Here is a 26,399-nt window from a genome sequence, read left to right on the forward strand (position 1 = left end):
AATTTTTGTTCGATTCTAGATATTCGATAGTGTAATTTTACGTTTTTACAACCGACGTAAAAAAAGAGGATTATATTAAATATTATATTTGCAAATGCCGTAGTTTATCAGGATTAGCAACCGTGTAGATTGTCTGAATTCGATTGCCGTTAAAAGCAAAGGAATACACATATTGTAAGTGATCATCGGTTGTTAAAATCAGTCCTGGCAGACCGTTGACAGATATATAGTTTATGGTGAACTTCCCTGCATACATTTTCATTAGGCTTCGGAGCAATTGAACCACTTGGGCCGCACCGAAAATAGGTATTTGTGCGGCTTTTACTTTGCCGCCTCCATCTGAGTACATGGCGACATCTTCGCTGACCAGGTCTAATAATTGATTGACGTTCCCATTTAAGATGGATTGTACAAACTGTTTTACTGTCAATTCCGCCATCGAAATCGAAGGCTGTTTCTTAGGGTCATATTCCATGCTTTTTTTCGCACGGTGAAAAATTTGCCGGCAGTTAGCATTGCTTTTCCCAATCATTTCAGCTATTTCATCATACGAGTATTGGAAGACTTCACGAAGCAAAAAGACCGCTCGTTCTATCGCATTAAGTTGTTGTAATAATAGTAAATAGGCGGTGGAGATGGATTCCTGTTGCAGAAAGGCTTGTGAAGGATCGTTAGGTGAATTCTCTATTTCCAGCAATGGCTCCGGAAGCCACGGCCCGACGTATACCTCGCGCTTTTTTGCGGATGACCGGATCAAATCCAGACAGCGATTGGTGGCGATCTTACATAGATACGCTTTTTTGTTTTCAATTTGTTCGTGGTTGGGGATCTGATTAAAGCTTATAAACGCTTCCTGGACAATATCCTCTGAATCCATCACGCTGCCTAACATACGGTAGGCTAAGGAAAAAAGTAGAGATTGATAGGTTTGATAAAGTCCTTCCATACTCATAATTTAATTTCCTCTCTCGTATTTAGTAGGTGTGAAACGGCTCGTTTAGCGCTGGCTACTGATGCATCAACGAGCAGCTCGCCATGTGAGGCCCAGTCACCAGCAATATACAGTCCCTCAATTTCAGGAACAGCAGGACCCGGATCCTCCATTCTTTTCATATGGGGAAAATCGTGTACGACCGTCATTTTCGGCAGAAACTGTCTTATCACTAATTCATTTCGCCAACCGGGCTGTACCACATCTAACACTCGCTCCAACTCTCCCTCATCCTTTACTGCATCTGTTAGAGGACCCTGATATTTAAAAAGCGAGATCAGTTTTGTCCCATCATCACTCAAGATAGCGGGTCTTGGTTTTCCCTCCCGTGTTTGATGCGTTAAGAAAATGGGTTGATCCAATCCATAGATAAATTGGTGCTCATGTATAGGCAGCTGGCGCAATCCAACATCTAGACAGGCAACCGTAACAGGAATCGCTTGCTTGTTCCACGTATCAAGTGCTGTTTGATCGGCATGGGGGACTAGTTTGTGAGAAATGGAAGGTGGTGTAGTTAGTATAACATTTGATGCTTCTATTCTAGTGCCATCCTCACATAAAATCGAGTGTACTTTTTGAACTTGATGTTCGACTGCAGCCACTTTACAACCGGTGACCAGCTCCACTCCTTGTTGGACAGCAAGTTGACGCAGTTCTTCCACGAGTGTCCCCCAGCCTTTATCGAGATACAAAACTCCTTTAAGTGCACGCTGAACCTGCTTTAAGGCAGGACCAGCTGCGTGTAATTCAGGTGCAAGCACATAAGTTGAAGTTCTGAGCAGTGCATAGAACACGTTACGCAGCATTGGATCGTTCAATTGAGTTTCAATCCAGTCACGGATACTAATCTTGTTCCAAACGCTAGTGTCCATTTTTCCAAATTTAATTAACCATTTCGCTAATTCGAGCTTTCCTCGCCAACTTAGGAGCGGCGTTTGAATGAATGTGGAGGCGTCCATTGGTAATGGCAATAATTGTTCTTTCCACATGCCGTATGCATCAATAGACGGTGTGCTTCCCTCAAGTCGTAATCCGAGTTCGCGGAATGCTTCATACGCTTCACCTTTATACAGTGCATGCGCGCCCAAATTAAAATATACACCATTCTTTTTGTTGGTGATGGCTCTGCCACCCAATTGCTTTTGCTGTTCCAATATAATCGTTCGTTTCCCTGTTTTGGCTGCATAAATTGCAGCCGTTAAACCCGCAATTCCCCCGCCTACAATAGCTACTTCATATTTTGTCATTGTCATCATCCTTTTCGAGTATTTACTACTATAACGGGCGAATGAATGATTCTGTGACAAAATGGAGGCGAAAGTTTTTTAAAACTTCAATTCTCCTATGGCTATAATGTATCTCTTCCTGATTGGAGAACTTCTTAAATCAAAATAAAAAGGATAGATGAGCAGCTAAAAACTCAATCTATCCTTTATGGATCGGACTTCCCTTTTTTTAACGACTTTTATATATAGCATATAATTTCCCTGCAGGTCTGGAAGAATCTCTATATTGGATGCCAACTATGCCGTTACCATATCCTTGAGCTATTTTAAACCATACTCTGCACACGTCATAACCACATCACTTTGAACTGCAACGGGTTCCCGCCATCAACTGAAATTAAATTGCCGACTGACCTTGCTATTATACTAAGTCCTTGCCGTCATCCCATACCCAGATTGCTGGAGTTATTGCAACAGCGGTTTGCTCTGTTAGTTTTTTCATTTTCACTAGTTCCTTCTATTATAAAAGGGTTAGCTTAGGAACTTTTGGTAACCCTCTTCCTTAACCTTCTTATGCTGGTGGGTCAATTTCGTCTTCTTCAATACGTGTTTCTGCATATTGAATATCTTTCCTAGCACTGAAGCGATCTGCCTTTTCAAGGCTGACAGTAATATTGTAGTCAGGGATCCCAGCATATTTTTCATAGCGGCCCCTTGGCAATAGGAAGTTTCCTTCCGGGAAGTGGACCTGGACATTACCGCGGGAGATGTCTACAAACCTTGCCCTTCCCTGGAATACACCGAATCCGTTGTATACGACGACGCCTTCGCCTTCAGCAATGCTGAGTTCCTTTGCATCTTCTTCATTCATTAAGACATCATATCGGCCAGCACCGTTCAATGGATCAACTTCATTGTAAACCATGGAGTTGAACTGTTTGCCGCGTCGAGATGTAACAACAAATTGGCCTTCTTTTTTACCGAGATCAGGGATATCAACAGCAATCAGATTTCCTCGCCCATCCGGGGTAGGGCAAATACCATCCTCACACAACCAGGCGCCGCCCCATTGGAATACATCCCCTTCATTTTTCAGGTGTTGAATCCCGTCATAGTTAGGGTTGGCTAATGCAATTTCGTTTCGGATTTCCTGGGCGTCCTTGAAATCGATTGCTGCTGCTTTTTCTGGCTTCACTCGCCTAGCAAGATCAATGTAAATTTTCCACTCTTCACGAGCTTCTTCAATCCGATTTCTGTTGCCAGGAATTTCAGGACTGAAATAGACCATGCGTTCAGTGGACGTGGAGGTTCCGCCGCCTTCCTGCTCATAACGCGTCTTGGCGGGGAGGACAATAACCGCTTCCTTTGCATCTAACAAGGTAGACGTATTAAGGATGATGTCCTGATGAACCCGGATTTCAAGTTCGGATAATGCCTTTTCAATGAATTCAGGATCGGGCATCGTCTCCAGGAAATTACCTCCTGACATATAGTAAAGTTTGATTTTCCGTTCATGATCATCCGGCAGGACTATGTTTTCCAGGGTGACACCAACAATATCTCCCTGCCATTCAGGCAGCTTGAATCCCCACAGTGTTTCAATCCGGTCGATATTGGAACCGTAAAAATCTCCCCCTGGTAAAACAAACGGGTCTGCCCCCATTTCACCTGAGCCCTGTACGGAAGAGTGGCCGCGGAATGGCATTAATCCTGTATGTTTTCTGCCAAGATGGCCGCGTAATAATGCAAGATTGGCAACTTGCGAGATGTTATCTGTTGCAAAGGAGTGCATCGTCAGTCCCATAGCCCACGCATATACAGCATTTTTGCTCCTTGCAAGCAGCTCCGCCAATTGAATGATCCGTTCCTTCGTGACACCTGAAGAGTTAATGATGTCAACCCATGATTGCTGTTGGACATGTGTTTTTAAATCGATGTAGCCGTTTACGTGTTCTTGAACGAATTCGTGGTTAATTGCCGAACCTTTCCTGGTTTCATCCATTTCAAACCAATGCTTTATAATCCCGTGCATAAAGGCAATATCCCCGCCGATATTCACTTGGTAGAAATCATCAGCAAGCTTTGTACCGAAAAGTGCGGATTCAGGATTGGAAGGAATCCAGTATTTATCCATTGCTGGCTCCCGGTAAGGATTCACAACAATAATTTTAGTGCCTTTTTTCTTAGCTTCAAGCATGTATTTGGAAGATACAGGTGAACTGTTAGAGGCAACACTTCCCCAGAAAACAAGTACATCGGTTCCAATCCAATCAAGGTAATTGGCCGTTGAAGCCCCGACGCCGATGGAACGCTTCATGGCCGTCTTTGAAGGGGAATGGCAAATTCGGCTGGCGTTGTCGATATTGTTTGTCCCAAGGAATCGTGATACTTTCCCCGCAACATAATACGATTCATTGGTAATGCCGCGTGCAGTCAGATAAAACGCAAATTGTTTCGGATCGAGCTTCTTCATTTTCTCAGCTATCATATCCATTGCTTCATTCCAGGTCAATCGTGAGAACTTGCGCTCACCTTTCCTGCGAATCATCGGATAAGGAATCCTGCCAAGCTTGCGGAGCTCGGGGCTGCTGTATTTCCTTAGTTCATCAATATCGGCATGAAGGATTTCCGGTTTAATCGCACCGATTGTATTCAAGCGGAGGACATTCAATCTTGTTGTACAAATATGCGGGCCTGCCAATGTCTGATCCTGAAGCCCGGAAACACCTAGCGCGCAGCCATCACAAACACCTTTTGTCAGGATATTCGTGGCATACCCAAAATTGTCGCGATTGTCCCATAGTGTTTTAACAGTATCACGTATATGTTTCGGCTTTACTTTGCCAAGCCCGAAAGGAATGGGACTAACCCAATGTTCCGGTGCCGGCCTTGCCGATGTTTTCTGAGGTCCTGGATGTTTCGTTTTTCCCATATAAAACACTCCTATTTAAATCAATAAAGCCTTTCTGAAAAGAAAAACCACCGAAAACCCAGAAATTCCATAGAATTCTCAGGTGAACGGTGGTTAGTCTTTAGCAGGAACGCTGCCAAGTGCCATACCATCAATTTAATTACAAAACTTTTTTTGGATGTCTTGGTCAAAAACAAAAACTGACATTCCAAAGTCACGGTCGATATCAATATCTACGAACAACTCAACAAAATTGCAGCCAAGAAATTCTTCCATTTCCACCGGAGGGTTTTTGCGATACATGTCTTTCACCATTTCAGTTCTAGCCGATCGCAATGCCTGTTTTCCCTCGTTGGCAGATGCAATAAATTTTTCCACTGGTGAAAGGTTGCCTTCCATTTCACAAATGGCCCAGTTTTTGCAGAAAGTAGTCGTGATTTTACTTGGTCCCTTTCCCATATGCTTCTTCCGAAAGGAACGAACTAGATTGCTAAACTCCGCTTCGTATTTATTCATAATTTCCCCCTGCTCTAGAGGCATCTAATGATTGGTATTTTACCACATCCAGCCCCTATCGAAAAGAAATCAAGAAGCGAGCTTTTGTTGCTCGTTTTGTTTGCTCAACTTGCGAATGTCAAATCGGATAACGATTGATACGGCAAGTGCAACGACAAACAATGCTGCGAAATAGGTCAGGCTTGCTGCATAGCTTTGTGTTTTATCAAACATCCATGCCGCAAACATCGGGCCGGCCAACCCTGCTGCTGCCCATGCTGTAAGAATATAACCGTGAATCGCACCAAGCTGTTTTGTTCCAAACAAATCACCGATGTAGGCAGGAATTGAAGCGAAACCGCCACCGTACATAGTGTAAACAATCGAAAGCATGATCTGGAATAGCAAAGCATTTGTTGTATGAGGCAGCAACGCAAACAAGGCAATTTGAGTTGCAAAGAAAATGGTATACGTATTAGGACGGCCGATATAATCAGAAATCGATGCCCAGCCAAGGCGGCCGAAACCGTTGAATAATCCCATTACCCCGACAAGTGCAGCTGCTCCGGCTGTTGTCAATCCAATACTCTCCTGTGCCAGTGGCTTTGCAGCAGACAGGATTGCGATCCCGCACGTTACGTTGATGAATAGCATCAGCCATAGATAATAAAAACGCTTCGTTTTAACAGCTTCATTAGCCGTTAACTGTGATAAATCCTGCTTAACTTTCACTTTTCCGGATTTGACCTTTGCCTTGAATCCTTCAGGCAGCCAATTCTCTGGTGGCTTTTCCAAATAAAGAGAAGATAATGTCATAAGTGCAAGGTAAGCAGCTCCTAAAATATAAAACGTATTTGCGGTGCCAACAGATTTTATCAATGAATCCATGATCGGACTGCTGATTGCAGCCGCGAAACCAAATCCCATGATTGCAAGTCCTGTTGCCAGGCCACGCCTATCAGGGAACCATTTTACAAGCGTTGAAACCGGAGCGATATAACCGACTCCCAGGCCGATGCCGCCCAATACTCCATAAGTTATGTACAGTAGTGGCAGGGAACCAAGATTTACTGCGAGTCCTGAACCTATAATGCCGGCGCCGAAGAACGCGGCTGAAAGGAGTCCAGCCTTTTTCGGCCCGTGCTTTTCGACAAAATGGCCAAGGAAGGCAGCAGATAAGCCAAGAAACAGGATGGCAAGGCTGAAGGTGAATTGTACTTGCTTTGCAGTCCAGCCAAATTGCTCCATTAAGGGATTTGTAAAGTTGCTCCAAGCATAGACAGAGCCAATGGAAATATGAATTCCCACAGCCGATGCAGCAATGAGCCATCGGTTTTTCGTTTTCATTCCGTTCCTCCTCTTTTGTAAGTTTCTGCATGGTCTGCTTGTCTGTAGGGCAAATCGCAACAAAAAAACCGCCAATCTGTCATACATGCAAAAGGGCATGCAGAAAAAGACTGACGGTTAGGTTCCAGCAGGTTCGCTACTTTCAGACTAACAGTAATCGCTTTCAAATGTTCACCATTTAACCGAGAACAGGTTCGCTATTTCAAGTCAAATTGTGACATTTTTGTGAATTATAGAAATCTTACCATTTCACAAAGCCAAGTGCAACTCCTAACCTAATAATTTATCACTATGTGCATGTTAAATATTTTTGCTTGTGAAAATGAAAAGAATATGGTTAGATTTTAGATATTCAAAATTTTGTAACAAGTTGGGGTGAATATAATGCTGGAAGGTATGAGCCAAAAATATCAAATAACCAAATATGCCAATGGAACTTTTCTTGATGTTGAGGATGTGATTGTGAACGAATTCCCTCTGACTGTGTATGTCAATGACGTCGAATTTGCCACAATGGTCATTACTCCTACTCATTTTGAAGAAATGGTTATCGGTTTCCTTGCTTCCGAAGGGGTCATACGTACATACAGTGACATACTTTCACTCAACATTGATGAAGCTCGTGGAGTTGCCTATGTTGCATTAAAAGTGCATTCTACTACAAATCAGCAGTATTATTCAAAGCGGTTCATTGGCTCTTGCTGCGGAAAAAGCCGCCAGTTCTATTTCCATAATGACGCCCGGACAGCCAGAACCTCCATGTCAAAAACAAAGATAAGTGCATCCCAAAGCATTTATCTCATGAATGAGATGCAAAACAGCTCAGTGGTGTTTCAAGAAACAGGAGGAGTCCATAATGCAGCACTGTGTACGCCGGATGAAATCATTGCTGTTCGCACCGATATTGGCAGGCATAACGCCTTGGATAAGTTATTTGGATATAGTATTTTGAATAATATTTCTGTAAGGGATAAAGCTATTGTATTCAGCGGAAGAATCTCTTCTGAAGTGCTATTGAAAGCTTCAAAGATTGGGGTAGGAATTGTATTATCCAAGTCAGCTCCGACCAATTTGGCAATCAGACTTGCCCAAGATTTAAACATTACAGCAGTTGGCTTCGTTCGGGGCGAGTCATTCAATGTGTATTCCTGTCCTGAAAGAATAATTGATTGACTCTTCCACCACAGAGTCTAGGGAACATCTTCTTTTTAATAAAACCAGGCTTCGTTGAAAGTTTTCTGACTCTAAATGATTTCTGCAAAAGGGCAACTTGGGGTATGGGAGTATCAAACTTTCATCCAGATTTGATGTCTCATGGCCTTTTTTAAAAATGCACTTCACACTGGGTACGCTTTACTTTATGGCGTTCCTTTAATCTTCTTCAAAAGAATTTAGTAAGTTATATTGGATTCGTATATTCCATTTGCTGTGATCTAATTCCTAAAGTGTTAATTTATTTTATTAGATTCCCTCCCTACAAACCGTAAGTTTATATATTTTTTTATATTACTATATTAATGAATTATTCATGCAAACAAAAAAAATGCCCAGCTTTTGGGCAGGCAAGAAAAAATAATTGCAAGCTGCAGGAAGTGGGCATTATTTCTCTTCCTGTTTGGAGAACTCCTTAATCTTTCCTTCAATGACTGACATACTACTATTCCTTGTCTAAGTAGTTCGTTAATGAGAGTCTTCATTTCCTCAGGATTTCTTCCTAAGCGATCCAACATATAAACAAGAAGGACATCAAATCTGCCAGATTTGGCACCGATCCTAATTCTCTGGAAGCCTTTCCTGTCATCTATTCACCTGGTAGCCAGAAACACCTAAGTCTGTTCGGTTAAGTCAAAAAATAAAAAAGTCCTAATACAGTATGTATCAGGACTAGTTATGATCTCGACTGGGTTCGAACCAGCGACCCCTACCCTGTCAAGGTAGTGCTCTCCCGGCTGAGCTACGAGATCGTATTTTGTTTCCCTCTTGGTGAGGACATTTATTACTATACTAGGATTTTATATAAGAGTCAAGAGGATTATAAGATTTTTTAAAATTCATATTCCCTCTTACATTACACAAATTATATATCAAAAGTGCCTGATTTTTAATATTAAATTAATTCGCATCTCTGCAGAGTTAAATAAGTGTAAGTTGAAATTAAGTCTGCACTATCTTTTTTGAGTACACTAACGTACGGCTGCCGCCTATCAATATAATCCCATACATTATGCGGTACATGCCGCTCACACACAAGAATGATTTCCGCTCTTCCAACCCGTCCCTTTAATAATTCAAATCCGTCTTCATAAGGATTATGAACTTCAACTAAGCACCCATGCTTTTCAAGCCGGGACATGTAATCATTCATTTGCCTGGACCCCACAATCAAAATTTTGAAGTTGCCAAACGACTTATACTTCTTTGGCTTTGAATCCTTTCTATTTTCTTTTTTATTATTACTGGTTGGAGTAGAGCCATACCAGGAGTAAAAGCGGGTTATTTCCGCTACTCCTACCTGCACTCTAGCCCTTGCAGGTAAATCTGTTGAATCAGGAGGAATAATTGAAGGATCCTTAACCGGAAAACAGTTAATTTCTGCGGTGGTGGTTAAATCCGTGAATATCCACTCACCGTCTTCGAAGGCTAAATAGCCGAGGCGTTCCATGTCCTGAAAATACCTTGGATTCCTTAAAATATAAGGATTATTGGCATGCTTTTTTGATAAATGGCTTAACAGGCCCACTCTCCTCATAAACGTATAAAAGACATTCTGACCATCTCGGTAAAAATACTTTAAATTCTCCTTGGAAATATACTGCTCCAACAAGAGTAATAATTGAGGTAAGTAACTGGCACCAAACCGTTACTGGAAATAACTAATTAGCAATTCAGGATTGCTTCTTAAATTATTTTCAAAAACTTTGTATGTATCAAGTTCTCTTTGTAACTTTGCTAGTTCCTCTCTTAAGTCACCGTGTTCCTGGATCACGATTGAATCAAAATTGTCCAACTTTTGTTTTAAAGCCGTATTTTGTTCCCGCAGCTGCTTCACCTGATTGGCCAAATTTTTTTGCTTATCAGAGACTCGTTTTCTACGTTTTTCCTTTTTGAGCAGGTCGAGCTGCGACTCCAGTTCTTTTGTCTGTTTTAATTCTTTTTGAAGAGACGTATGTAACTCCATGGCTTTTATTTCAAACCGCTTGGTTACCTGATTCAACTCCTCTTGCAACTCCCACTTTTCCCTTTTCAATGACTCATTCTTTTGTTTTTCTAGCCTGTTCTCTTCTCTTAATTCATGAATAAGTTTCTTTTGGGCCTCAATCTCCTTTTGAGCCTTTTTCAACTTTTTATAGCTTTCTTTTATTTGCCTTAGATCCTCTGTTTTATCGTTTAGTTTTATCGCTTTATCTTTTATTTGAACGCGAGTTAAAAACTTTTCATTAAGAGCTTCTTTTTTCGTCTTATTTAATTCTATGTTCTTTTTTACATTTCCTTGGCGGCGGGTATCTCTAAACATTTTTGGCATGCTACCACTCTCCAAAGCGAACACAAGTTCTTTTTACCTATAATATACCATATAAAAGGAAATTTCTAAAGAAATAGGCTTAGTCTAAAATAAATTTTCTAATTTCACTACTGTATTAGAAATCATTTCCCTTGGCGACAAGTCACAGTAACATATTGGAGTATGAAGGGGCAGGTTGATAAGAAGCTGGAAATCATTAAATGAATAAAAAATAAGGGATCTACTAATTGAGTCAGTTAGAACATTTAAAGATACCTAGCCTTTTCTTTATGCGGTTACAATCAAAAAATGTGTTGGACTCCCATCTACCCTCCCTCCACTAAAATGGAGCTACCCCAATTAACACCTCACAGTTAAAATTAAACTAAATTAAACAAATGGGAGGGCATGGTCATGAAATATAAGAATAACCTTAAAAAGCTTATGGAAGAAAACAACTTATCACAATACAGATTAGATAAAATCTGCGGTTTATGTATTAATACTATAAGAAAAATAGTAAACAACCCTTATCATAATACTAATTTGAAAAGTTTAAGTATTTTAGCCGAAGTATTAGATTGCAGCATTAAGGACCTGATAGAGGATGATCCAGAAAAAATCTATTATGAAAGAACTGCAGAAAAGTATAAGGAAAACCCCCTTTTTCATCATAATCAGGTTTTCAGTCCGGAAAACCTAAACTATTTAAGAAATTTACTCCTGCAAGTTGGGGTATCCTGTAAAGTTTCATCTTATGGTCGATATAAAACTGCTTCTGTAAAAAATGAATATGAGTTAAGTTCAATTCAATTAGACTTTAATTTGCGGCTTTTAAATATTAATAATAGGTCAATTTTACAAGTAGCCAATTTTTATGTTTCAGTTAATCAAGTTTTGCTCAATGAGGCTATTATAAAAGATGCTTTTATTAAAGCATTGGAAAAATATGTTCTAAAATTACATATAAATGAAATCGAATTCTTTATTGATCAGGATTTTGAAAGAAAAACTGACAATTATTCAAATTCACAATCAGAGTTGCCGGCTGACTTCTGCTATACATTAGGGTCTGACTCAAATCTATTTATTCAAAATAACTTTGAACGATCTCCATTTTCGAAATTTGAAGACTTCCAAATTATATGGAAAAAAACTTTAAGTAGTTCTTTGACCGAATAATTCAGAACTAATTCTATAAGAAGAGAGGGTGTATAAAAATGGAAATACAATTATTATTGGAAAAAGTCATTAATACCTTATCGGATTACTATGAAAAACAGGATTCATTCAAAAATGTTTTTCAGCACGAACCAATCATGTCAAAAGCAATTGAGGTTTTTGATGAAGAAATGTTAAACATGATTGATATTGTCTTAGAATTAATTGGGATACCAAATGAGGAATCAAGCGAAAAATATTCGAGGGAAAATTGGACCAAGAGTGTTTGTAGCAACTTGATTAAAATTGCTGCACAGGATAAAAAATTTATTGTACCCGCTGCTGAGCTAATTTCTAATTGGAAGTGCCTTAGTGATTATACCTCTAAAATAGAGACTCACACATGGTTTTATTATACTCAATTACTAGAAGAACATATCACTGGATATAAAAAATGGCATGAAAATCAACAGAAGAAGGAAAAAGAAAAGGGTAAAAACAAAACTAAAACTGCATAGTATTAATTTTTCTTTATTAAATGTGATGAACGGGGAAAAACGTTCGCTGTACTTTCTGGATCCATGAGTATTGGTTGGAGTCTCATATCTCATAGGACGCTGGAGAACTTTTTTGAGTCTTATCGGAAGAGTATTAGTCACATGGAGTTTATTATTAAAACAAAGCATGCTCGCTGCAAGCATGCTTTGTCATATATTAAAAGAGTAGAGTTGATTTTGAGATGAATTGTACAATAGTAAAAAACTCATCAGGATTGGTATCAAACCATTCTTTACCTAAAGCAGTTTCTAAATTTTTCTTTCTATAAGTAAGGATATTGTGAATAGCCAGCTCCAAAGCATGTGCGTTGTCTGTTTTTATTATGATTGCTACTTTAGGTTTTTCGGGCAAGGCTGTTGAAGCTTGAGAACTTATTCTTTGGAATGGGTCCCTATCCGTTTTCCCGATTTTACATTCCCATGTATCTTTATCTTTTTCCCGATTTTTCTTGTAACTAGGAAAGTAATATAAATAAACTGCACTTGGACCCCTTCCCAAAATAATATCCACTTCATCATCTTTTGTTTTTTCTGGTTGATGTTCTCTTTCATCAGGAGTTGGCACAATGTCAATAATGTCACTTTTGTTTTCGTTATTTATTTGCCAATAACCCAGTGAGCGTTTTGTGGCGTACCCTTCCTTCACTAACCGTTCTAACGCCTTTTTCACCATTCTGGGCCTATCTTTCGCTCTGCGTTCTTTTCCACCTCTCTCTATATGGATTTTTATAATTTCTTGAATAATCGTTTTTCTCTCGACTGTGCTTCTATTAAATATTTCTAGAATAAGATCTCTACTTATAGTAGGAGTAAGATGAATATTTTTATATTTATATTCCGAATTTCCCATGTAACCTCCCCCTTTAACTCTGGTTATAATTATTTATCAATTTTGTTTCTTCATCTCTTTTAAAGTTCAGTATCGTAGACTAAGACCAACCCATCCTCACCCAAACCTACCCACTTCCATCATAAATGCCAGTTCAACTGTCCCGATTGGTCCGTTCCGCTGCTTGGCGACGATCACCTCAATTACCTGACATTCTGCCGGTTGTCCCTGGTGTGGTTGAGTCTCCTTCATCGCTCTCTCTTCTTCTTTTTTCTCGTAATATCCCTCGCGATACAGAAACGCAATCACATCTGCATCCTGTTCAATCTGTCCGCTCTCTCGCAGATCCGATAACATTGGCCGTTTGTCCTGGCGGTTTTCTACTCCTCGACTAAGCTGGGATAGCGCAATGACCACTGCATTCGTTTCCCTGGCCATTTGTTTGAGTAATCGGCTGATTTCGCTGACTTCTGCCTGGCGATTTGCTTGATGCCTGGGGTTGCCGGTAATCAGTTGGAGATAATCAATTACCACTAGAATCCTTTTTTCTTCACCGAATTCCTTTCTCAACTGCCTGACCTTTGTCCAAATATAGCTAATGTCCAATCCTGCTTGGTCGAATATTCTCATGTTTAATCTCGAAAGGATACTTATGGCATACTGGAAGTTATTCCATTCCTCTTGATTAAAGGTTTGCTTTGGGTTTCTCATCTTAATGCTGCTGATGTTGCCGATTGAGCCTGCAGCCCTTCGCAGCAATTGTCTTTTTGGCATTTCTAAAGAAAAAATAGCTGTCACATCCTCTTTAGCTGCATTCAATGCAATGTTCAGTGCAAAGGCTGTTTTCCCCATACTTGGGCGTGCACCAACGACCACTAGGTCTGACTCCTGAAAACCGCCGGTCAGCTTGTCCAGTTTGTAAAATCCTGAAGGAACTCCGGTGATTTCCCCTATGTCCTTTTCACAGTCGATATACAAGTCCACGAGCCCAGTTCTGATATCCCCAGCATCATCGGTTCCTTGCACATCTTCAATCAGCCTTAGTTGTTTGATGCCTTCGTTAAGGACATCCTTGATATCTCCATCCCGTGCCCTATCCCTAATTTTTCCGGCAATTTCAATTGTTTTTCTTTTTTGGTGATATTCCATGACTGTGTTTTGGTAGAAATGAAAATTTTCGGTGGTCGGAACACTGATTGCGATATCGGTGAGATAGCCAATACCTCCAAGGCTCTCAAGCTCCTGAATGCCAGCTTCCTCTGCAACCGTGATAATGTCAATAGGCTTACCTTTTTCATACAGCCGGCAAATGACTGAAAATATACTTCTTAATTTATAGGTATACAGTTGGATCGGTTGTACTGTGCATTCTTGCATCAGCGTTCCATCTAGAAAGAATGACCCGACAAATGCCTCTTCAGCCTCATAGTTTACCAGCCGTCCATCACCTGTTTTATAGCTATTTATTGCTACAACAGACATTATGAATTCCTCCTCTCGATCCCAAGAATTTCCCTGATCTTAGCCATATGTGCCTCGGCTACCTCAGCACTTGCTGGCCTTTCCCGCTGAAAAAGAACATAGTTCGTCTCATTGCAGTTAGGTATCGCTCTCCCAACAGCAGCCGGTTTAGAAGCAAAATCACAAATTCTAGGCGGGTATGGAGAAACAGCGGCATGGGCTAAGAGCCGCTGCTTACACTGTTCAAAGGAGGATTCTTTCAAAAGCCTGTGCCAATTGTCGACCTTTTCCTGGTCAACCACAAAATGCTCATAATAAGTCGTGATCATCTTTAATAGTAAAAACACTTCACGTTTCGTCATCAAAGCGGAAATCCTCCTCACGCAGCTTTGTTTTGGCAGTCTTCTCGTTTAAATACGATTCAAACTTTGGACCAAAAAGCGTCTCCGGCCTCAGGTACCGGCTCCACTTCGGATGATCGAGCCACTCATCCGCTTTTTTATCAATGACAGTCGTGAAATCAGACAGCCTGAACCCTTCCTTCCAGCGGGAAGTGATTAGCTTCCGAGTCTTGCCTGTCCCAACCTTATAGGACGAGTTGGTTTTTTCATTCAGGTACTCCACCACTTCAGCTACCGGAATCTTTTCCATTTCCTGTTTCTCCTGAACATCAGTCTCCGGCAGAATTTCTTCTGTGATGGATTCCCCTTCATCAAGCTCCTTCAATTTTTCATAATCAATTGTGTACCACTTAGTCTGATCCAGCTTGGATCTGTTGAAATTGCCCGATAGAACATAGCCCAGATCCTCCAACGTTTTAAACACTCGCTTGATTGTACTCTCCGACCAAAACGGGAGTTGCTGGTTCCACTCCTTATAGGTGTTATACACCCAGCTTCTCCCCTCAATCACATGAAGCTTCTTTTTCAGCCAATAATGGATTTGCTGTAGCACAATCGCTTCATTCAAGCCAATCTTCACCGCCAAAGCCGGGATCACCATCATCGGCCGTTCACTAATCAACAAATTGCTCATACAAAAACCTCCGTTTCTAGTAGTCACCACTGCATCGCGTCAAACATTATCACTCCAGCCTCTCACCTTTTATATATAGATGAGCCCCCCAAAAGGACATGGTCAAATATGAACAATTTTTGACACAAAAAATAACCCGGCTGCGATAGCAACCGGGGATGTATATATCTTTGTCGTAATCTATGAAGTACTCTATGGTATGGGGGGGTCAAGTTGAATGCAACCATTTGTTGAAAGTGCTACATTGGACAACTCAATATGGGCTTGGCATGGAATCATAACGGTGAAATGTGCATTAAGAGATGTAAATTCCAAACTAATTAGTATTGGGATTTACTTTATAATATAAAATATAATATTTTTCCGCCATTCTACGTTGCATAAAAATATATTGGCCATATAATAAAAAAGTGATACATCCGTGTACTTTTTCTCCTAATAGAATATAAAGTTTGTATCATTAATACCAATTTCCCAAGTTTTAAAATTCTCTTTTCCATGTGGAATTGGATAAAGATGTTCGTACATTGAGGTAGTAATATTATATAGCTCAATTCTATCATTTATCATATCCAATACATTCGAAAAAAAATAACTAGTAGCTAATTCATCTATTTCATAACATCTAAATTCTTTTTCTCTGTCCCACTTCTTGATAAAAACCCCATCGTTAGAAACAATATGATTTACCCCATTCTCTTTTAATAAGGCTTCAAAAAGAGCCTCTTTTAATTTTCCTTCTCCCGGATTTTTTAATGAATTTAAATTTCTGATATTGTTGTTTGCTTCACCAAAAATAAATATTCCATTAAAAATTAAATCTTTTCCAATTATTTCTCCTATCACACTAGCTTTTTTAATAGCTTCGGCAATTTTATCTTTCCCAGGATTTGATTTTACTTCTATGATCCCCAAGACACTATTAGGTTGAACAATCACAAAATCATTTTCTTTAAAGTAAAGAGGATAAGAAGGGTTATAAATAATAATATCAATTTGAGTGGAGATATTATCTCCATCTTTTACGAAGCCGGTTCCTACGGCAACGTTATTTGGAAGAAACCTTTTTAAAAAATTCAATAAAATCATTTCTTTGTACCTACCATCTTCACCCCAATGTGAAGAACCGATTAAATATCTTATTCTGTTTTTAGTGGCATTAAATTCAATTGATATGGATTTTTGGTATTCAAAAGAGCTTGGTCTCACTTATTTTCCATCTCCTCTAAATTGAATGTAAAACTTTCTATATTCTAATCTCACATTTTATCTATATTGACTTTCTTAAATCTCTTGATACTCTAACGAGGTAAAATTTCTGTTACATTTAGTAAAATAAAAGAACTTTGCAATTCAACAGAATTCTTATTGGAGCAGTAGCGTTAATAATAATTAAAAAATGTTTATTCTAGTTCATTAGTTAAAATATCATACCATATATGGCTATTTGCAATACGACTATGATCCACTAAAAACACTCGAATGTTTGCAGAGGAATTTACCCGTAATTTCTGCTGATAATATCTTGCTAATTGCTGCTCCGTTCGATTATCACTTTTGTAATGAAAAATAAAAAGTCGTTTATTTTCTTTTTCTACTAAACTTCTAAACATTCCATTGATATGACCATCATCTCCATTAAAACCATAACCGATAACGCACACACCATCTGATTGAACAAAGTGGTCGTATAACTCAACGTATTTACGTGACATATCCACCGATGTTAATGGCTTAACACCACTTTGTGTAAATATGAATGGTACAAGTATCCGGCCCTGTCTTTCTTCAACTGAGGGTTCTGTCAAAATAGCATTCTTATATGGATCATAAAACTCTTTGACACTCCCGTTTAAATGATATACTGGAATTTCTTCTATTTCTGTTCCAGCAATTACACGTTGAACAAAATTATTGTAATTTGTCGTCCCAATTGCCTTTAAATTGAAATGTTCTAATAGATTTAACAAGTCATGGTAGTACCCTGGACCTTCTGTGATCTTTAATTCATCAACTTTTACATGATTGGTAATATAACGCTGGACCGTATGTAGGAAAATGGCAATACGAGTAAACTTTGCCCAATGTGATTTCGGATTATATAAGTAGCGGAAATGACTGTCGATTAACGCTTGGTAGTCCATTGCCTGGCAATATATCTCTTCTAAAATTGTTCTCCCTAACTCCCTAAATACAGTTAGACTATCTGTATTTTCGTCAATATGAATAGGATTTTCTTCAATTACTATCTCCATGCCTGTTTGACCAACACCCTGATAATTTAAAGAAAAAATCCCAGACAAATCGTCAAATACACTTAATTCATCAGGTGCTGCAGTAAATAATTCTTCATTTAATTGGGATACTAAACTCTGCCCAATCGCACCAACAAGCAACTCAAGATAAGCTCTAACGATCCGTTTTAAAAAACGATCTGTAGGGTGTTTTTCTAATAACCTTAAAAATGCTGAAAAATAATCTGATTCAAACAGCGGAACTCGGGAAGCTAACTTTTCATTTATCCGTATGACTTGGTTATAAGTCATATCCCCAATTTGCTCCTCAGTTTCAGAAGTGAATTTTTCCCTAACAACGGTTTCACTTACTTTCCAATGATGCAATAGATTCGCAACATTACTATCGAAGTTGTCAAGGTAGTTAAGAATATAGCTTCTTCTATTTTCTAGACTAGAAGCAATAAGTCCCTCGAATTCACCTTTCCCAAATACATTTAGTCTTTTGCCACCGTAATTATCTGGAAGCCACTGAGAAGCAATTTGAGACCGCGGGTCAATGTTTTGAATTTGCTCCCTAAATGCTTCTTTATCTTCTTCGTTTGAAACTCTAAATATTTCTAAAGCGAACTTCCCGCCAGATGGTAGCCCATATCCAATTTCAGCTCCAGCACCAAAGAAAAGTGATAATGTAGGCAACTTCCAAGTCCCCCTTCTAATAATTTTACATAGTTCTCACAATATAACACAACTTTCTGAATTTTTCGATTTACAATGAAAACACACCAGCCGTTTTTGATTGGAGTATTCTATTCTATTAATTTTCACAAACAATCGATTTCAACTGGCGGTAATTTTTCAAAAACAGCCACACCTTCAGATTTACCTCATTCAGCGAGATGTTCTGGGTTTCCGTATATCCTGTGTGACTATTAGATTCCCATAGTATTTGCAAAAAAAATCATCTTGATTTATGAATCAGGATGATTAAAATTTCTTTTATTTAATATACTAATTCTTCTGTAAGTAATTCAATTTGTTCTTGTGAGTGATTAATATTCCCCTCGCCAAAAAGGTCATTTAAAAATTCAATACAGGGAAGGTTTGACTCAAGAGTTATGCTTTGCGCAAACTCGAAAGCACTTAAAGGTTTGCCTTTTGATTTATTTTCTTTGTATTGATGCGCAGTTTCAAAATTTATATTATGGGTATATCTTCTTGCTATCTCAGGATATAAATTATTCGATACTATTATTTGGTCCCAAATCCTCTGATTAAAAGTCCACATAGCATTTGTTTTTAATCCCCCACCGGAGGTTTCATAAGTTTTGGAATCAACATCATGGACTACTACATGTTTAATACCAAAATGAGTAAGGATTTTTTGGTAAAACACCATGTTAGCTTTCGAACCGGTATTTAAAACAAAAACATCTTTCATTTTTGAATAAAATCTATCTATCAGATCACGAAATATTACCGCTTCAGTATCTCCTTCCACTAATACTACTTCATCGGCAAAGAAACATTCACAAATATGAGGATTAAAACGATTAATCATTTGTAAGAAGTTTTTATCCTCATCTTCGTAAAGGTCAAATTTCACTTGATAGGTTTTGGTTTGCTTGTTTTCTCCCTTTGTTAATCTAACTAATGATGAATGAGGCTTTGCAGTATCAATCATTAAAGGTGAGTGAGTGGCACATAAAACCTGAAAAGGGCTGTCCTGGGCTAGTTTGTAAAGTTGCTCTCTTAGTGAAAAAACCGCTTCAGGATGTAAGTATAGTTCCGGTTCTTCAAATAAAATTAGATATTCTTTCCTTTTTCTTTCCAAATCCCTCTCCAATGTAGAAAGAAAACTAAAGAAAGCTTGTCTCATAACCCCATGCCCATTTTTTTTGAGGTCATACATTTCTTCAAGAATTTGTTTATCCTTAACACTAACCCCATGGGTAGCTTTTAATGTTTTAGTAATATCAACACGAATCAGGAATTGAATAAATTTGCAATCTTAAATCTGGAAATACTTCTGAAAAAAACATATTCATTTTTGTGTTAATGTTATTTATATCGCTAGATTTTGAGATGTCGTCTTTAAGTTCATTTAAGCTAATAATAATTTTATTGTATTTCTCTGAGTAATCACTCTCTAGTTTCTTTATATGTTTTTTGGTAATGATGTCATTAATTTGTTTTTCTAGTTCTTCTGCAGTAGTAACAGCATTAATAGGGATGGCCGTAGGGGCATACTTCTTAAGCAAAGTATCAAAGCCTCCAAATCCACCATCAACATAGCAATGCGTATCAGGGTTATAAGTTTGTTTCTTTCCTTCATTATCAACGTTATTCCAAACCTTTTTTATTTTTACCGTTCCGTCGCTCTTGTCTACCCATTTATTAATCCATTCGGGATCATCTTTACTTAGTGATTTATCTTTGGAATCACTGTCTTCTATCAAAAATACGCCCATAATTTCAATTGGAATGTTGGTGTTCTTATTATAAAAATCTTCAATTGTGGACTTCATCTTGGGTTCAACGAAAAAGTTGTATGCATCTAAAAAAGTAGATTTACCAAAGTTATTTTTACCAATTAAAAATATGATATCCGAACCCTCGAAATCAATAATATTTTCTTCACCCTTTAACCCCCTAAAATTATTTACTATCAATCTTTTTAATCTCATAGATCGACACCTCCTAACATAATATTAACAAATATTATCATGGGAGGAAATTTAAACCAATAATTTTGTAGAAATTTTTTCGGATTTTCACATTCACATTTATAATCAAAAAGTATAAAAAACCTAAATCTGCATTATATCGCCTTTAGATGTTAGAAGCTAAGTGAATTGGAGTTTGGAATAGTGTATTGCCTGGATAGTAAGGAGTATATGGAAATCTATTAAATAAAGAAAACAAAACACTCACGCTTAAAAGCCTGAGTGTTTATTGATTACGGCCACCCAAATGTACCACTTTTGACATAGTTTGTACCACTGAATGACAGAGAATTTACCACCAAACGCCAAGCCACTTACCAGTACTCCTGAACTAGTAAGTGGTTTATATATTCATGTAATCCGGTTTCGTATATAGCCTACACCCCGTGACAGCAAAAGAGCCACAGCGTAGCTGCTTGCCATTGACTTTGACCTCCGATTCTTAGAAATCGGTGGAAGGGGACGGGGCCCCACCAGCGGCTACTTAGAATCGATTTGTCCGTGTTACCATTAGTTAATTGAGCCTCTAGGCTTTTATTTTAACAAACCCGCATTCATACCACTACACCGACAAGAGTAAAGTCAATGGTGGCGGACACTTGGGTAAACGCTATTTCTGTTGATCTTAATGCATTTTGGTAAAAAGGTTGGCAGGGGTTGGTCAACTCTTTGTCACAGAGTGGTAAAAAAGATGGCGGAGGTGGTAAAAACCTGTGGCCGTAATCATTTATTAATGAATGTTTAATTATCATAGAAAACTATCACGCTCAATATGCAGTTGAAAACAAATGTTGGATACATTTAGTTTAAAACTTGAATAATCAAACTCTCCTCCAGCTTTCTGCTCTCTAACCATGTTTTAAATTTTACTCCAATCGCCGATTAGGCCTCGGGATAATCTTCCCTCATTTCCCCTAATGATTCTCAGTGTTGGAGAAAACAGTGGTAAGCTAAAAGTCAAATAGCCCCCACCTTTAACAAGATGGGAGCTGCATATATTTTTTTATATAGAACTTATTAGTTGATCCAACTTACAGGTAGTTGCGTTACCAAAGCATTAGCTTATCCCATTGACTAAGCTAGTACATAGCAAACCGTCACTATTGCACCAAAGGCGTCTCATCCATTGAATTTGCAAGTTGGTTCAGATCGGATACTACCCCCTCTGAAACTGGGATTCCGGAGCTCAAACGTTTTTCTTCTATTGCAAATTCGATTTCACCTGGGAGGTACAGTTCCTCAACGCCAGGAGCTTTGGCTGCGTTTTTCACGTAGTTCCCCAATGTGTGGCTTAATTCCTTGAATCTGTCGACATCCATGAAGGAAGCAATGTCAATCGCAATCATCAGATGCGAAATGGATTGCTTTTGTGTGGTGTCATACATGCTCGGTATCATTTTCGAGAAATCGCCGCCAGAAAGTACGCCGGTCAATAGCTCCACCATGAGGGCGAGACCGAACCCTTTAGGGCCTCCGACTGGAAGGACAAAACCTCCATCGAGGACAGCGGATGCATCGGTTGTCGGCTTTCCTTCATGGTCTGCTCCCCAGCCTTCCGGAATCGAAACTCCGTTGTTCTTTGCATAAATGATTTTTCCAAGGGCCACATTTGATAAAGCCATATCAAGCAGGACTGGGTTCTTTCCGTTTGAAGGAGCGGCAATAGCCAGCGGGTTGTTTCCGAGCACCTTCTCGGCTCCGCCGGTTGGCGGCATAAGTGGAGCGGTATTGCTCATGACGATTGCAATCATGTTTTTGCTGGCTGCGTTCAATGCATAGTGGGCCGCAATCCCGAAATGATTGGAGTTTTTGACTGAGACGGCTCCAATCCCGTATTCCCCGGCCTTTTCAATTGCCAGGTCCATTGCCCTTGTCGCAACCACCTGGCCCGCCGAGAACTGGCCATCAATCACAGCTACCCCTTTGTTGTCTTTTTCCACCTTGATTTCGGCTTCTTTTTTGATGTACCCTTTTTGGATGCGCTCGATGTAAATCGGAAGCCTCATTAGCCCATGGCTATGAATCCCTCTTGCGTCTGCTTCAATCATGGTCGCTGTTATGAGTTCTGCCTCTTGTTTAGGTACACCTGCCTTTACTAATATCCTATTAGAAAACTTCCGCAAACTGGAAATCTGAAATTCCATTAAGCATCCTTCTTTCTCTATGAAGTTACATACCGGGTTACATTTTGATATACACCTTTTCGTCCTCAACGGTTACTTCGTATGTTTTGACCTTTACTTTCTCTGGAGCGAATATAGATTTCCCTGTCTTAATATCAAACTCCCAGCTGTGCCACGGGCATCTCAGGACTTCTTTTTCTTTTTCAAAAATATACTCTCCGACTTCATTGGATGTACATCCTTTGTCCAGCATTCCGTCGGATAGGCAAGGCCCTTTATGCGGGCAAACGTCACGGAGTGCATACACACCTCCATCTTCAGATCGGACTACGACGACAGCCTTTCCATTGACCTGGACCGGCACCTTCTGGAATTGCTGCAATTCCCCAATTGTACAAACCTGATGTTTCACTCTCTTCACCCCTTCCTTACAGCCTATAAAAGTTGCGGGCGTTTTCGAATAGTATTTTATTCTTAAGCGTTTCCGGCACTCCTGCCGGGACCGTCCTTTCAGGTGCATCGAAGTCCCAGTGCGGATAGTCGGATGCGTACATAATCATGTCTTCCGAACCCATCATGTCGATTACGTTTAAAAACTGCTTCGGAGTCAGGTCATCCCACGGTTGGGTCGTGAACCTCATGTTGTCACGGAAATAGTCGCTTGGCATCCGTTTGACCCAAGGAGTTTCTGCCCTTAGCGCCTTATACGCTGAATCCATCCTGTGCATCATGAACGGCACCCACTCGAAACCTCCTTCAACGAGCGCCACTTGGAGGTCAGGGAATTTGTCGAATACCCCGTTTGTGATTAGCGAGATGGTCTGTGTCATATAGGATTGGGGATGGACGGATCTCCATGCCACATAATAGCGGAGGAAGTCTCCTCCCTGGGCAGTAATCGATGCGGATAAGTGCATGGCAACCTTTAACCCGTGCCGGTTTGCCGCTTCAAAAATCGGATGATACATCGGGTCTCCCCAGGCAAAATCCGAGATTGGCAACATTACCTGTACCATTTGCGGGTGGGAAGCAACCCGCTCGATTTCCCTTACGGCAGCAACTGGATCCTGAGGAATCGTAATGCTTCCGAGCAGCCGCTTATCTTTTGAAAGCCAGTGTTCAATCGTATAGTCGTTATAGGCAGAGGCACGGGCTGCTGCAAATTCATACCACCCTTTTGCAACACTTGCCTCATAAAACCAGCCTGTGAGTACGGCATATGTCATGTTGTGCTGATCAAGGAGCTGTTTCTTCAGCAGGTTGTAATCGCTCCCTGGTGTCGACCCGTCACTTGGCCTCGTGTCCATCCTGTACTTCGTTTCTTTCCGGATTTGGTTAAACGGAATGCTTCTTTCCGGAACCCACCCATAATCCCTTATGTACCGTTGCCAGTGCTCGGACATGTATGGAAGCAGGTCCCTTGTTGATTTGATTTCATGATGTACATCCGTATCAATAATGCCTTGAACTTTTTTTACAGGCTGGTTGCTGGAATTTTCTTTTACCTCGATACTCATCGTTTATCCTCCTTTTAATCTACCTTAAGGACAATTTTCCCTTTGTTTTTGTTTTGTTCCATGTACTGATGGGCTTCATTGGCTTCCCGCCAATTGAAGACTTTATCCACCACTGGCAATAGGCTCCCGTCACTAAAGCGTGAAAGCGCAAATTCTTTAAATTGTCTGGTCAATCTTGATTTATCTGCAACGCTTCTTGACCTGAGTGTGGAACCAATCAGAGAGGCTCTTTTTCTCATAAGAGAGCGGAGCGGAACATTTTCGACGTCATAGCCTCCCATTCCGCCGATAACTACCCAGCGGCCGTCAAGAGCAATTGAACTGAGATTTTTTTGGAAGTAAGATGCCCCGACCGGATCGAGAATAATATCGACCCCACGGCCACTCGTAATCTCCTCGACTCTTTCAGAAAAATCTTCTTCTTTATAATTGATAAGGTGCCGAGCACCAAGTGTTCTGCAAAACTCTAATTTCTCCTCACTTCCGGCTGTTGCAATTGGAGTTGCTCCTGCCGCGATTGCAAGCTGGATGGCAGCAGTGCCGACGCCGCTTGCAGCGGCATGAATCAGGACAATATCTCCTTCTTTCATTTTTGCCATATCGAACAAATTCAGGTATGCAGTCAGGAACGCTTCCGGTATGGCTGCCGCCTCGATGAAATCCAGCTTTTCAGGTATAGGAATACATAAACCCGCTGAAACTTTCACTTTCTCGGCATATCCGCCGCCTGCAAGAAGGGCGCATACTCGATCACCTGCCTGGAACTCTTTAACGTTCTTTCCAGCCTCTTCTACAACACCGGAAACTTCAAGGCCGATTATTTCCGATTCACCAGGCGGGGGAGGGTATTTCCCTATTTTCTGAAGCAGGTCTGCACGGTTCAATGCGGCTGCGTTTACTCTTATAAGCAGTTCATCCTCACCGGCCACTGGCTCCTCACTATTATCGATATATAATTGTTTCGTATCGTCATCCACAAATATAGCTTTCATTCATTTACACATCCTTATATGAAAAAAACCCAGCAACAAAGAGAGGTCCTCTCTTGTTACTGGGTTTTATCTACTACTTTGAGACAAATTTTGGTCTGCCCCCATAGATAACCAGACTTATACTTTTATTCTTGATTCCTGGTACCTGTCCCATGCTGAGCGAATGGCTTGAACAACCGCACCCTGGGATGGTACGAGACAATGTTTTTTAACCTTTTCCAGAAGCGGGGCAATACCGTCTTTCGTGTCATAGCCCCTGACTAATGAACTGATATACGTGTCCATCAAGTCAGTCAGAACGGTAAACTGTGCATCTTCAATCACACCCGTCTTTGTATTGATGACAAGTACGACACCGATGGTCTTGTACGTTTCATAAACGGTCGTCCCTTTTGGGCCTTGTGCAAATCCTGTGACTAGGATCGTATCATCTGTCTTCATAGGAACCCCTCTGTCTAAAAAATTATTATATTCAAATTATATTATAATCTTAAAACAGAGAGTTCTTCAACCGATTTCAATCCTAGCCCATGAACCGCCCGCCATTTATATCGAGTACTGCACCGGTCATATAAGCGGAGTCGTCGCTAGCCAGGAATGTAACGGCCCTGGCCAGCTCCTGATTCGTGCCAAGACGCCCAAGAGGAATTGCTCCAAGTACCTCGCTTTGTTCCCCATCAGGCATATTTTCCCACGTCTCTTTCAGACGATCCCCTGAAATGACAAGACCTGGTGCTATAGCATTCACCCGGATTCCAGCATTTCCAACTTCCATGGCAAGCCGCCTTGTAAACCCAATGACTCCCGCTTTTGCAGCTGCATACGAGACTCCTGTTACAATACTGGCAGTCCTGCCCCCAATGCTTGCAAGGTTGATAATGCTGCCGCCGCCATTTTTCTGCATCGCTGGTATGGCTGCCTGGGATACCAGAAAAGTACCTTTCAAATTGACATCAAGGACGAGGTCCCAATGTTCCTCCATAATATCCTCTAATCTTTTAGGTGTCCTGAGAGCACCGCCCGCATTATTGACAAGAATATCGAGTCTCCCATAAGTATCGGCCACATATTCAATCATCGAAACAACCTGATCCTTATTTGCAACATTCGCTGCAAAACCATTCACGTCATGGCCTTCGTTACTTAAAGTTTCCACTGCATCCCTAACAGTTTCTTCATCTATATCGTTTATAACAACGCTTGCTCCTTCTTTCAGCAGATCGGCTGCCATGCTGAACCCGAGGCCTCGCGCTGAGCCTGTAATCAGGGCCACTTTTCCTTTCAGCTTCAAA

Annotated in this window: 25 protein-coding genes and 1 tRNA gene; 3 read left to right on the forward strand and 23 right to left on the reverse strand. The window is 40.2% G+C overall.

Going from position 1 to position 26,399, the window contains the following annotated elements; translation table 11 throughout:
- Positions 1 to 82: 82 nt before the first annotated feature.
- From AM500_RS18570 to AM500_RS18590, 5 genes are all read right to left on the reverse strand, one after another.
- Positions 83 to 952, reverse strand: a complete 870-nt coding sequence (locus AM500_RS18570) for an RNA polymerase sigma-70 factor (protein WP_053600551.1) — start codon at positions 950 to 952, stop codon at positions 83 to 85.
- Entirely contained in the window at positions 949 to 2,298 is a 1,350-nt protein-coding gene (locus tag AM500_RS18575; RefSeq protein ID WP_269432502.1) for a phytoene desaturase family protein, read from the reverse strand. The genes AM500_RS18570 and AM500_RS18575 overlap by 4 nt, the downstream gene beginning before the upstream one ends.
- 490 nt (positions 2,299 to 2,788) lie before the next feature.
- Positions 2,789 to 5,149, reverse strand: a complete 2,361-nt coding sequence (locus AM500_RS18580) for an FdhF/YdeP family oxidoreductase (RefSeq protein WP_053600553.1) — start codon at positions 5,147 to 5,149, stop codon at positions 2,789 to 2,791.
- Positions 5,150 to 5,284: 135 nt separating this feature from the next.
- A complete protein-coding gene (locus AM500_RS18585; protein WP_053600554.1) occupies positions 5,285 to 5,644 on the reverse strand; it encodes a Na-translocating system protein MpsC family protein in 360 nt (119 codons plus the stop codon).
- Positions 5,645 to 5,713: 69 nt separating this feature from the next.
- On the reverse strand, positions 5,714 to 6,970 hold the full coding sequence (locus AM500_RS18590) for an L-lactate MFS transporter (protein ID WP_053600555.1): 1,257 nt from the start codon (positions 6,968 to 6,970) through the stop codon (positions 5,714 to 5,716).
- Positions 6,971 to 7,354: 384 nt separating this feature from the next.
- On the opposite strand from AM500_RS18590, the gene fdhD reads away from it, so the two are divergent.
- Positions 7,355 to 8,143 (forward strand): formate dehydrogenase accessory sulfurtransferase FdhD, encoded by a 789-nt coding sequence (gene fdhD, locus AM500_RS18595; RefSeq protein WP_053600556.1) that lies wholly within the window; start codon positions 7,355 to 7,357, stop codon positions 8,141 to 8,143.
- A gap of 353 nt (positions 8,144 to 8,496) precedes the next feature.
- Here fdhD and AM500_RS26440 read toward each other — a convergent pair whose 3' ends face one another.
- The 4 genes from AM500_RS26440 to AM500_RS18610 all read right to left on the reverse strand — a co-directional run bounded on the left by AM500_RS26440 (position 8,497) and on the right by AM500_RS18610 (position 10,493).
- A complete protein-coding gene (locus AM500_RS26440; RefSeq protein WP_082347289.1) occupies positions 8,497 to 8,775 on the reverse strand; it encodes a recombinase family protein in 279 nt (92 codons plus the stop codon).
- 86 nt (positions 8,776 to 8,861) lie between these two features.
- Positions 8,862 to 8,934: transfer RNA gene (locus AM500_RS18600), tRNA-Val, on the reverse strand.
- A gap of 143 nt (positions 8,935 to 9,077) precedes the next feature.
- Positions 9,078 to 9,710: a hypothetical protein gene (locus AM500_RS18605; protein WP_053600557.1), complete on the reverse strand. Its 633-nt coding sequence runs from the start codon at positions 9,708 to 9,710 to the stop codon at positions 9,078 to 9,080.
- 120 nt (positions 9,711 to 9,830) lie between these two features.
- Positions 9,831 to 10,493: a coiled-coil domain-containing protein gene (locus tag AM500_RS18610; protein ID WP_053600558.1), complete on the reverse strand. Its 663-nt coding sequence runs from the start codon at positions 10,491 to 10,493 to the stop codon at positions 9,831 to 9,833.
- 393 nt (positions 10,494 to 10,886) lie between these two features.
- Between AM500_RS18610 and AM500_RS18615 the strand changes: the two genes are divergently transcribed.
- Together AM500_RS18615 and AM500_RS18620 are read left to right on the forward strand one after the other, a co-directional pair.
- Entirely contained in the window at positions 10,887 to 11,654 is a 768-nt protein-coding gene (locus AM500_RS18615; protein WP_053600559.1) for a helix-turn-helix domain-containing protein, read from the forward strand.
- Positions 11,655 to 11,692: 38 nt separating this feature from the next.
- The gene (locus tag AM500_RS18620) at positions 11,693 to 12,151 is read left to right on the forward strand and encodes a hypothetical protein (protein ID WP_053600560.1); all 459 of its coding nucleotides are present in this window, start codon (positions 11,693 to 11,695) and stop codon (positions 12,149 to 12,151) included.
- A 196-nt stretch (positions 12,152 to 12,347) separates the two neighbouring features.
- Here AM500_RS18620 and AM500_RS18625 read toward each other — a convergent pair whose 3' ends face one another.
- The 14 genes from AM500_RS18625 to AM500_RS18690 all read right to left on the reverse strand — a co-directional run bounded on the left by AM500_RS18625 (position 12,348) and on the right by AM500_RS18690 (position 26,398).
- Positions 12,348 to 13,040: a GIY-YIG nuclease family protein gene (locus AM500_RS18625; RefSeq protein ID WP_053600561.1), complete on the reverse strand. Its 693-nt coding sequence runs from the start codon at positions 13,038 to 13,040 to the stop codon at positions 12,348 to 12,350.
- 96 nt (positions 13,041 to 13,136) lie between these two features.
- Positions 13,137 to 14,501, reverse strand: coding sequence for a replicative DNA helicase (dnaB, locus tag AM500_RS18630; RefSeq protein ID WP_053600562.1), 1,365 nt, complete (start codon positions 14,499 to 14,501; stop codon positions 13,137 to 13,139).
- Complete coding sequence (locus AM500_RS18635; protein ID WP_053600563.1) at positions 14,501 to 14,845, reverse strand: replicative helicase loader/inhibitor; 345 nt, start codon at positions 14,843 to 14,845, stop codon at positions 14,501 to 14,503. The genes dnaB and AM500_RS18635 overlap by 1 nt, the downstream gene beginning before the upstream one ends.
- Positions 14,829 to 15,515, reverse strand: a complete 687-nt coding sequence (locus tag AM500_RS18640) for a conserved phage C-terminal domain-containing protein (RefSeq protein ID WP_053600564.1) — start codon at positions 15,513 to 15,515, stop codon at positions 14,829 to 14,831. Before AM500_RS18640 ends, AM500_RS18635 begins: the two co-directional genes overlap by 17 nt.
- Before the next feature lie 435 nt (positions 15,516 to 15,950).
- The gene (locus tag AM500_RS18645; protein ID WP_053600565.1) at positions 15,951 to 16,724 is read right to left on the reverse strand and encodes a DUF6602 domain-containing protein; all 774 of its coding nucleotides are present in this window, start codon (positions 16,722 to 16,724) and stop codon (positions 15,951 to 15,953) included.
- Between the two features lie 194 nt (positions 16,725 to 16,918).
- On the reverse strand, positions 16,919 to 18,448 hold the full coding sequence (locus tag AM500_RS18650) for an SIR2 family protein (RefSeq protein WP_053600566.1): 1,530 nt from the start codon (positions 18,446 to 18,448) through the stop codon (positions 16,919 to 16,921).
- A 304-nt stretch (positions 18,449 to 18,752) separates the two neighbouring features.
- Positions 18,753 to 19,661, reverse strand: a complete 909-nt coding sequence (locus AM500_RS18655) for an ATP-dependent nuclease (protein ID WP_053600567.1) — start codon at positions 19,659 to 19,661, stop codon at positions 18,753 to 18,755.
- 64 nt (positions 19,662 to 19,725) lie between these two features.
- On the reverse strand, positions 19,726 to 20,436 hold the full coding sequence (locus AM500_RS18660) for an AAA family ATPase (RefSeq protein ID WP_053600568.1): 711 nt from the start codon (positions 20,434 to 20,436) through the stop codon (positions 19,726 to 19,728).
- A 1,139-nt stretch (positions 20,437 to 21,575) separates the two neighbouring features.
- Positions 21,576 to 22,619 (reverse strand): Ldh family oxidoreductase, encoded by a 1,044-nt coding sequence (locus AM500_RS18665; RefSeq protein WP_053600569.1) that lies wholly within the window; start codon positions 22,617 to 22,619, stop codon positions 21,576 to 21,578.
- A gap of 37 nt (positions 22,620 to 22,656) precedes the next feature.
- Positions 22,657 to 23,010, reverse strand: a complete 354-nt coding sequence (locus AM500_RS18670) for a Rieske (2Fe-2S) protein (RefSeq protein WP_053600570.1) — start codon at positions 23,008 to 23,010, stop codon at positions 22,657 to 22,659.
- Positions 23,011 to 23,026: 16 nt separating this feature from the next.
- Positions 23,027 to 24,115: an amidohydrolase family protein gene (locus tag AM500_RS18675; RefSeq protein WP_053600571.1), complete on the reverse strand. Its 1,089-nt coding sequence runs from the start codon at positions 24,113 to 24,115 to the stop codon at positions 23,027 to 23,029.
- Positions 24,116 to 24,129: 14 nt separating this feature from the next.
- Positions 24,130 to 25,107: an NAD(P)H-quinone oxidoreductase gene (locus AM500_RS18680; RefSeq protein ID WP_053600572.1), complete on the reverse strand. Its 978-nt coding sequence runs from the start codon at positions 25,105 to 25,107 to the stop codon at positions 24,130 to 24,132.
- Positions 25,108 to 25,224: 117 nt separating this feature from the next.
- Positions 25,225 to 25,548, reverse strand: coding sequence for a DUF3870 domain-containing protein (locus AM500_RS18685; protein ID WP_053600573.1), 324 nt, complete (start codon positions 25,546 to 25,548; stop codon positions 25,225 to 25,227).
- Between the two features lie 82 nt (positions 25,549 to 25,630).
- Complete coding sequence (locus tag AM500_RS18690; protein ID WP_053600574.1) at positions 25,631 to 26,398, reverse strand: SDR family NAD(P)-dependent oxidoreductase; 768 nt, start codon at positions 26,396 to 26,398, stop codon at positions 25,631 to 25,633.
- Position 26,399: the final 1 nt, after the last annotated feature.

It is taken from the genome of Bacillus sp. FJAT-18017, assembly GCF_001278805.1.
Lineage (GTDB): Bacteria > Bacillota > Bacilli > Bacillales > Cytobacillaceae > Bacillus_D.

Bases quoted from the DNA above. Each gene is read 5' to 3' on its own strand.
- AM500_RS18660 (WP_053600568.1), bottom strand. From the start codon at position 20,436: ATGAGATTAAAAAGATTGATAGTAAATAATTTTAGGGGGTTAAAGGGT.
- AM500_RS18570 (WP_053600551.1), bottom strand. From the start codon at position 952: ATGAGTATGGAAGGACTTTATCAAACCTATCAATCTCTACTTTTTTCC.
- dnaB (WP_053600562.1), bottom strand. From the start codon at position 14,501: ATGTCTGTTGTAGCAATAAATAGCTATAAAACAGGTGATGGACGGCTG.
- AM500_RS18610 (WP_053600558.1), bottom strand. From the start codon at position 10,493: ATGCCAAAAATGTTTAGAGATACCCGCCGCCAAGGAAATGTAAAAAAG.
- AM500_RS18640 (WP_053600564.1), bottom strand. From the start codon at position 15,515: ATGAGCAATTTGTTGATTAGTGAACGGCCGATGATGGTGATCCCGGCT.
- AM500_RS18625 (WP_053600561.1), bottom strand. From the start codon at position 13,040: ATGGGAAATTCGGAATATAAATATAAAAATATTCATCTTACTCCTACT.
- AM500_RS18620 (WP_053600560.1), top strand. From the start codon at position 11,693: ATGGAAATACAATTATTATTGGAAAAAGTCATTAATACCTTATCGGAT.
- AM500_RS18615 (WP_053600559.1), top strand. From the start codon at position 10,887: ATGAAATATAAGAATAACCTTAAAAAGCTTATGGAAGAAAACAACTTA.
- AM500_RS18675 (WP_053600571.1), bottom strand. From the start codon at position 24,115: ATGAGTATCGAGGTAAAAGAAAATTCCAGCAACCAGCCTGTAAAAAAA.
- AM500_RS18680 (WP_053600572.1), bottom strand. From the start codon at position 25,107: ATGAAAGCTATATTTGTGGATGACGATACGAAACAATTATATATCGAT.
- AM500_RS18685 (WP_053600573.1), bottom strand. From the start codon at position 25,548: ATGAAGACAGATGATACGATCCTAGTCACAGGATTTGCACAAGGCCCA.
- AM500_RS18580 (WP_053600553.1), bottom strand. From the start codon at position 5,149: ATGGGAAAAACGAAACATCCAGGACCTCAGAAAACATCGGCAAGGCCG.
- AM500_RS18590 (WP_053600555.1), bottom strand. From the start codon at position 6,970: ATGAAAACGAAAAACCGATGGCTCATTGCTGCATCGGCTGTGGGAATT.
- AM500_RS18655 (WP_053600567.1), bottom strand. From the start codon at position 19,661: ATGTATGACCTCAAAAAAAATGGGCATGGGGTTATGAGACAAGCTTTC.
- AM500_RS18665 (WP_053600569.1), bottom strand. From the start codon at position 22,619: ATGGAATTTCAGATTTCCAGTTTGCGGAAGTTTTCTAATAGGATATTA.
- AM500_RS18585 (WP_053600554.1), bottom strand. From the start codon at position 5,644: ATGAATAAATACGAAGCGGAGTTTAGCAATCTAGTTCGTTCCTTTCGG.
- fdhD (WP_053600556.1), top strand. From the start codon at position 7,355: ATGCTGGAAGGTATGAGCCAAAAATATCAAATAACCAAATATGCCAAT.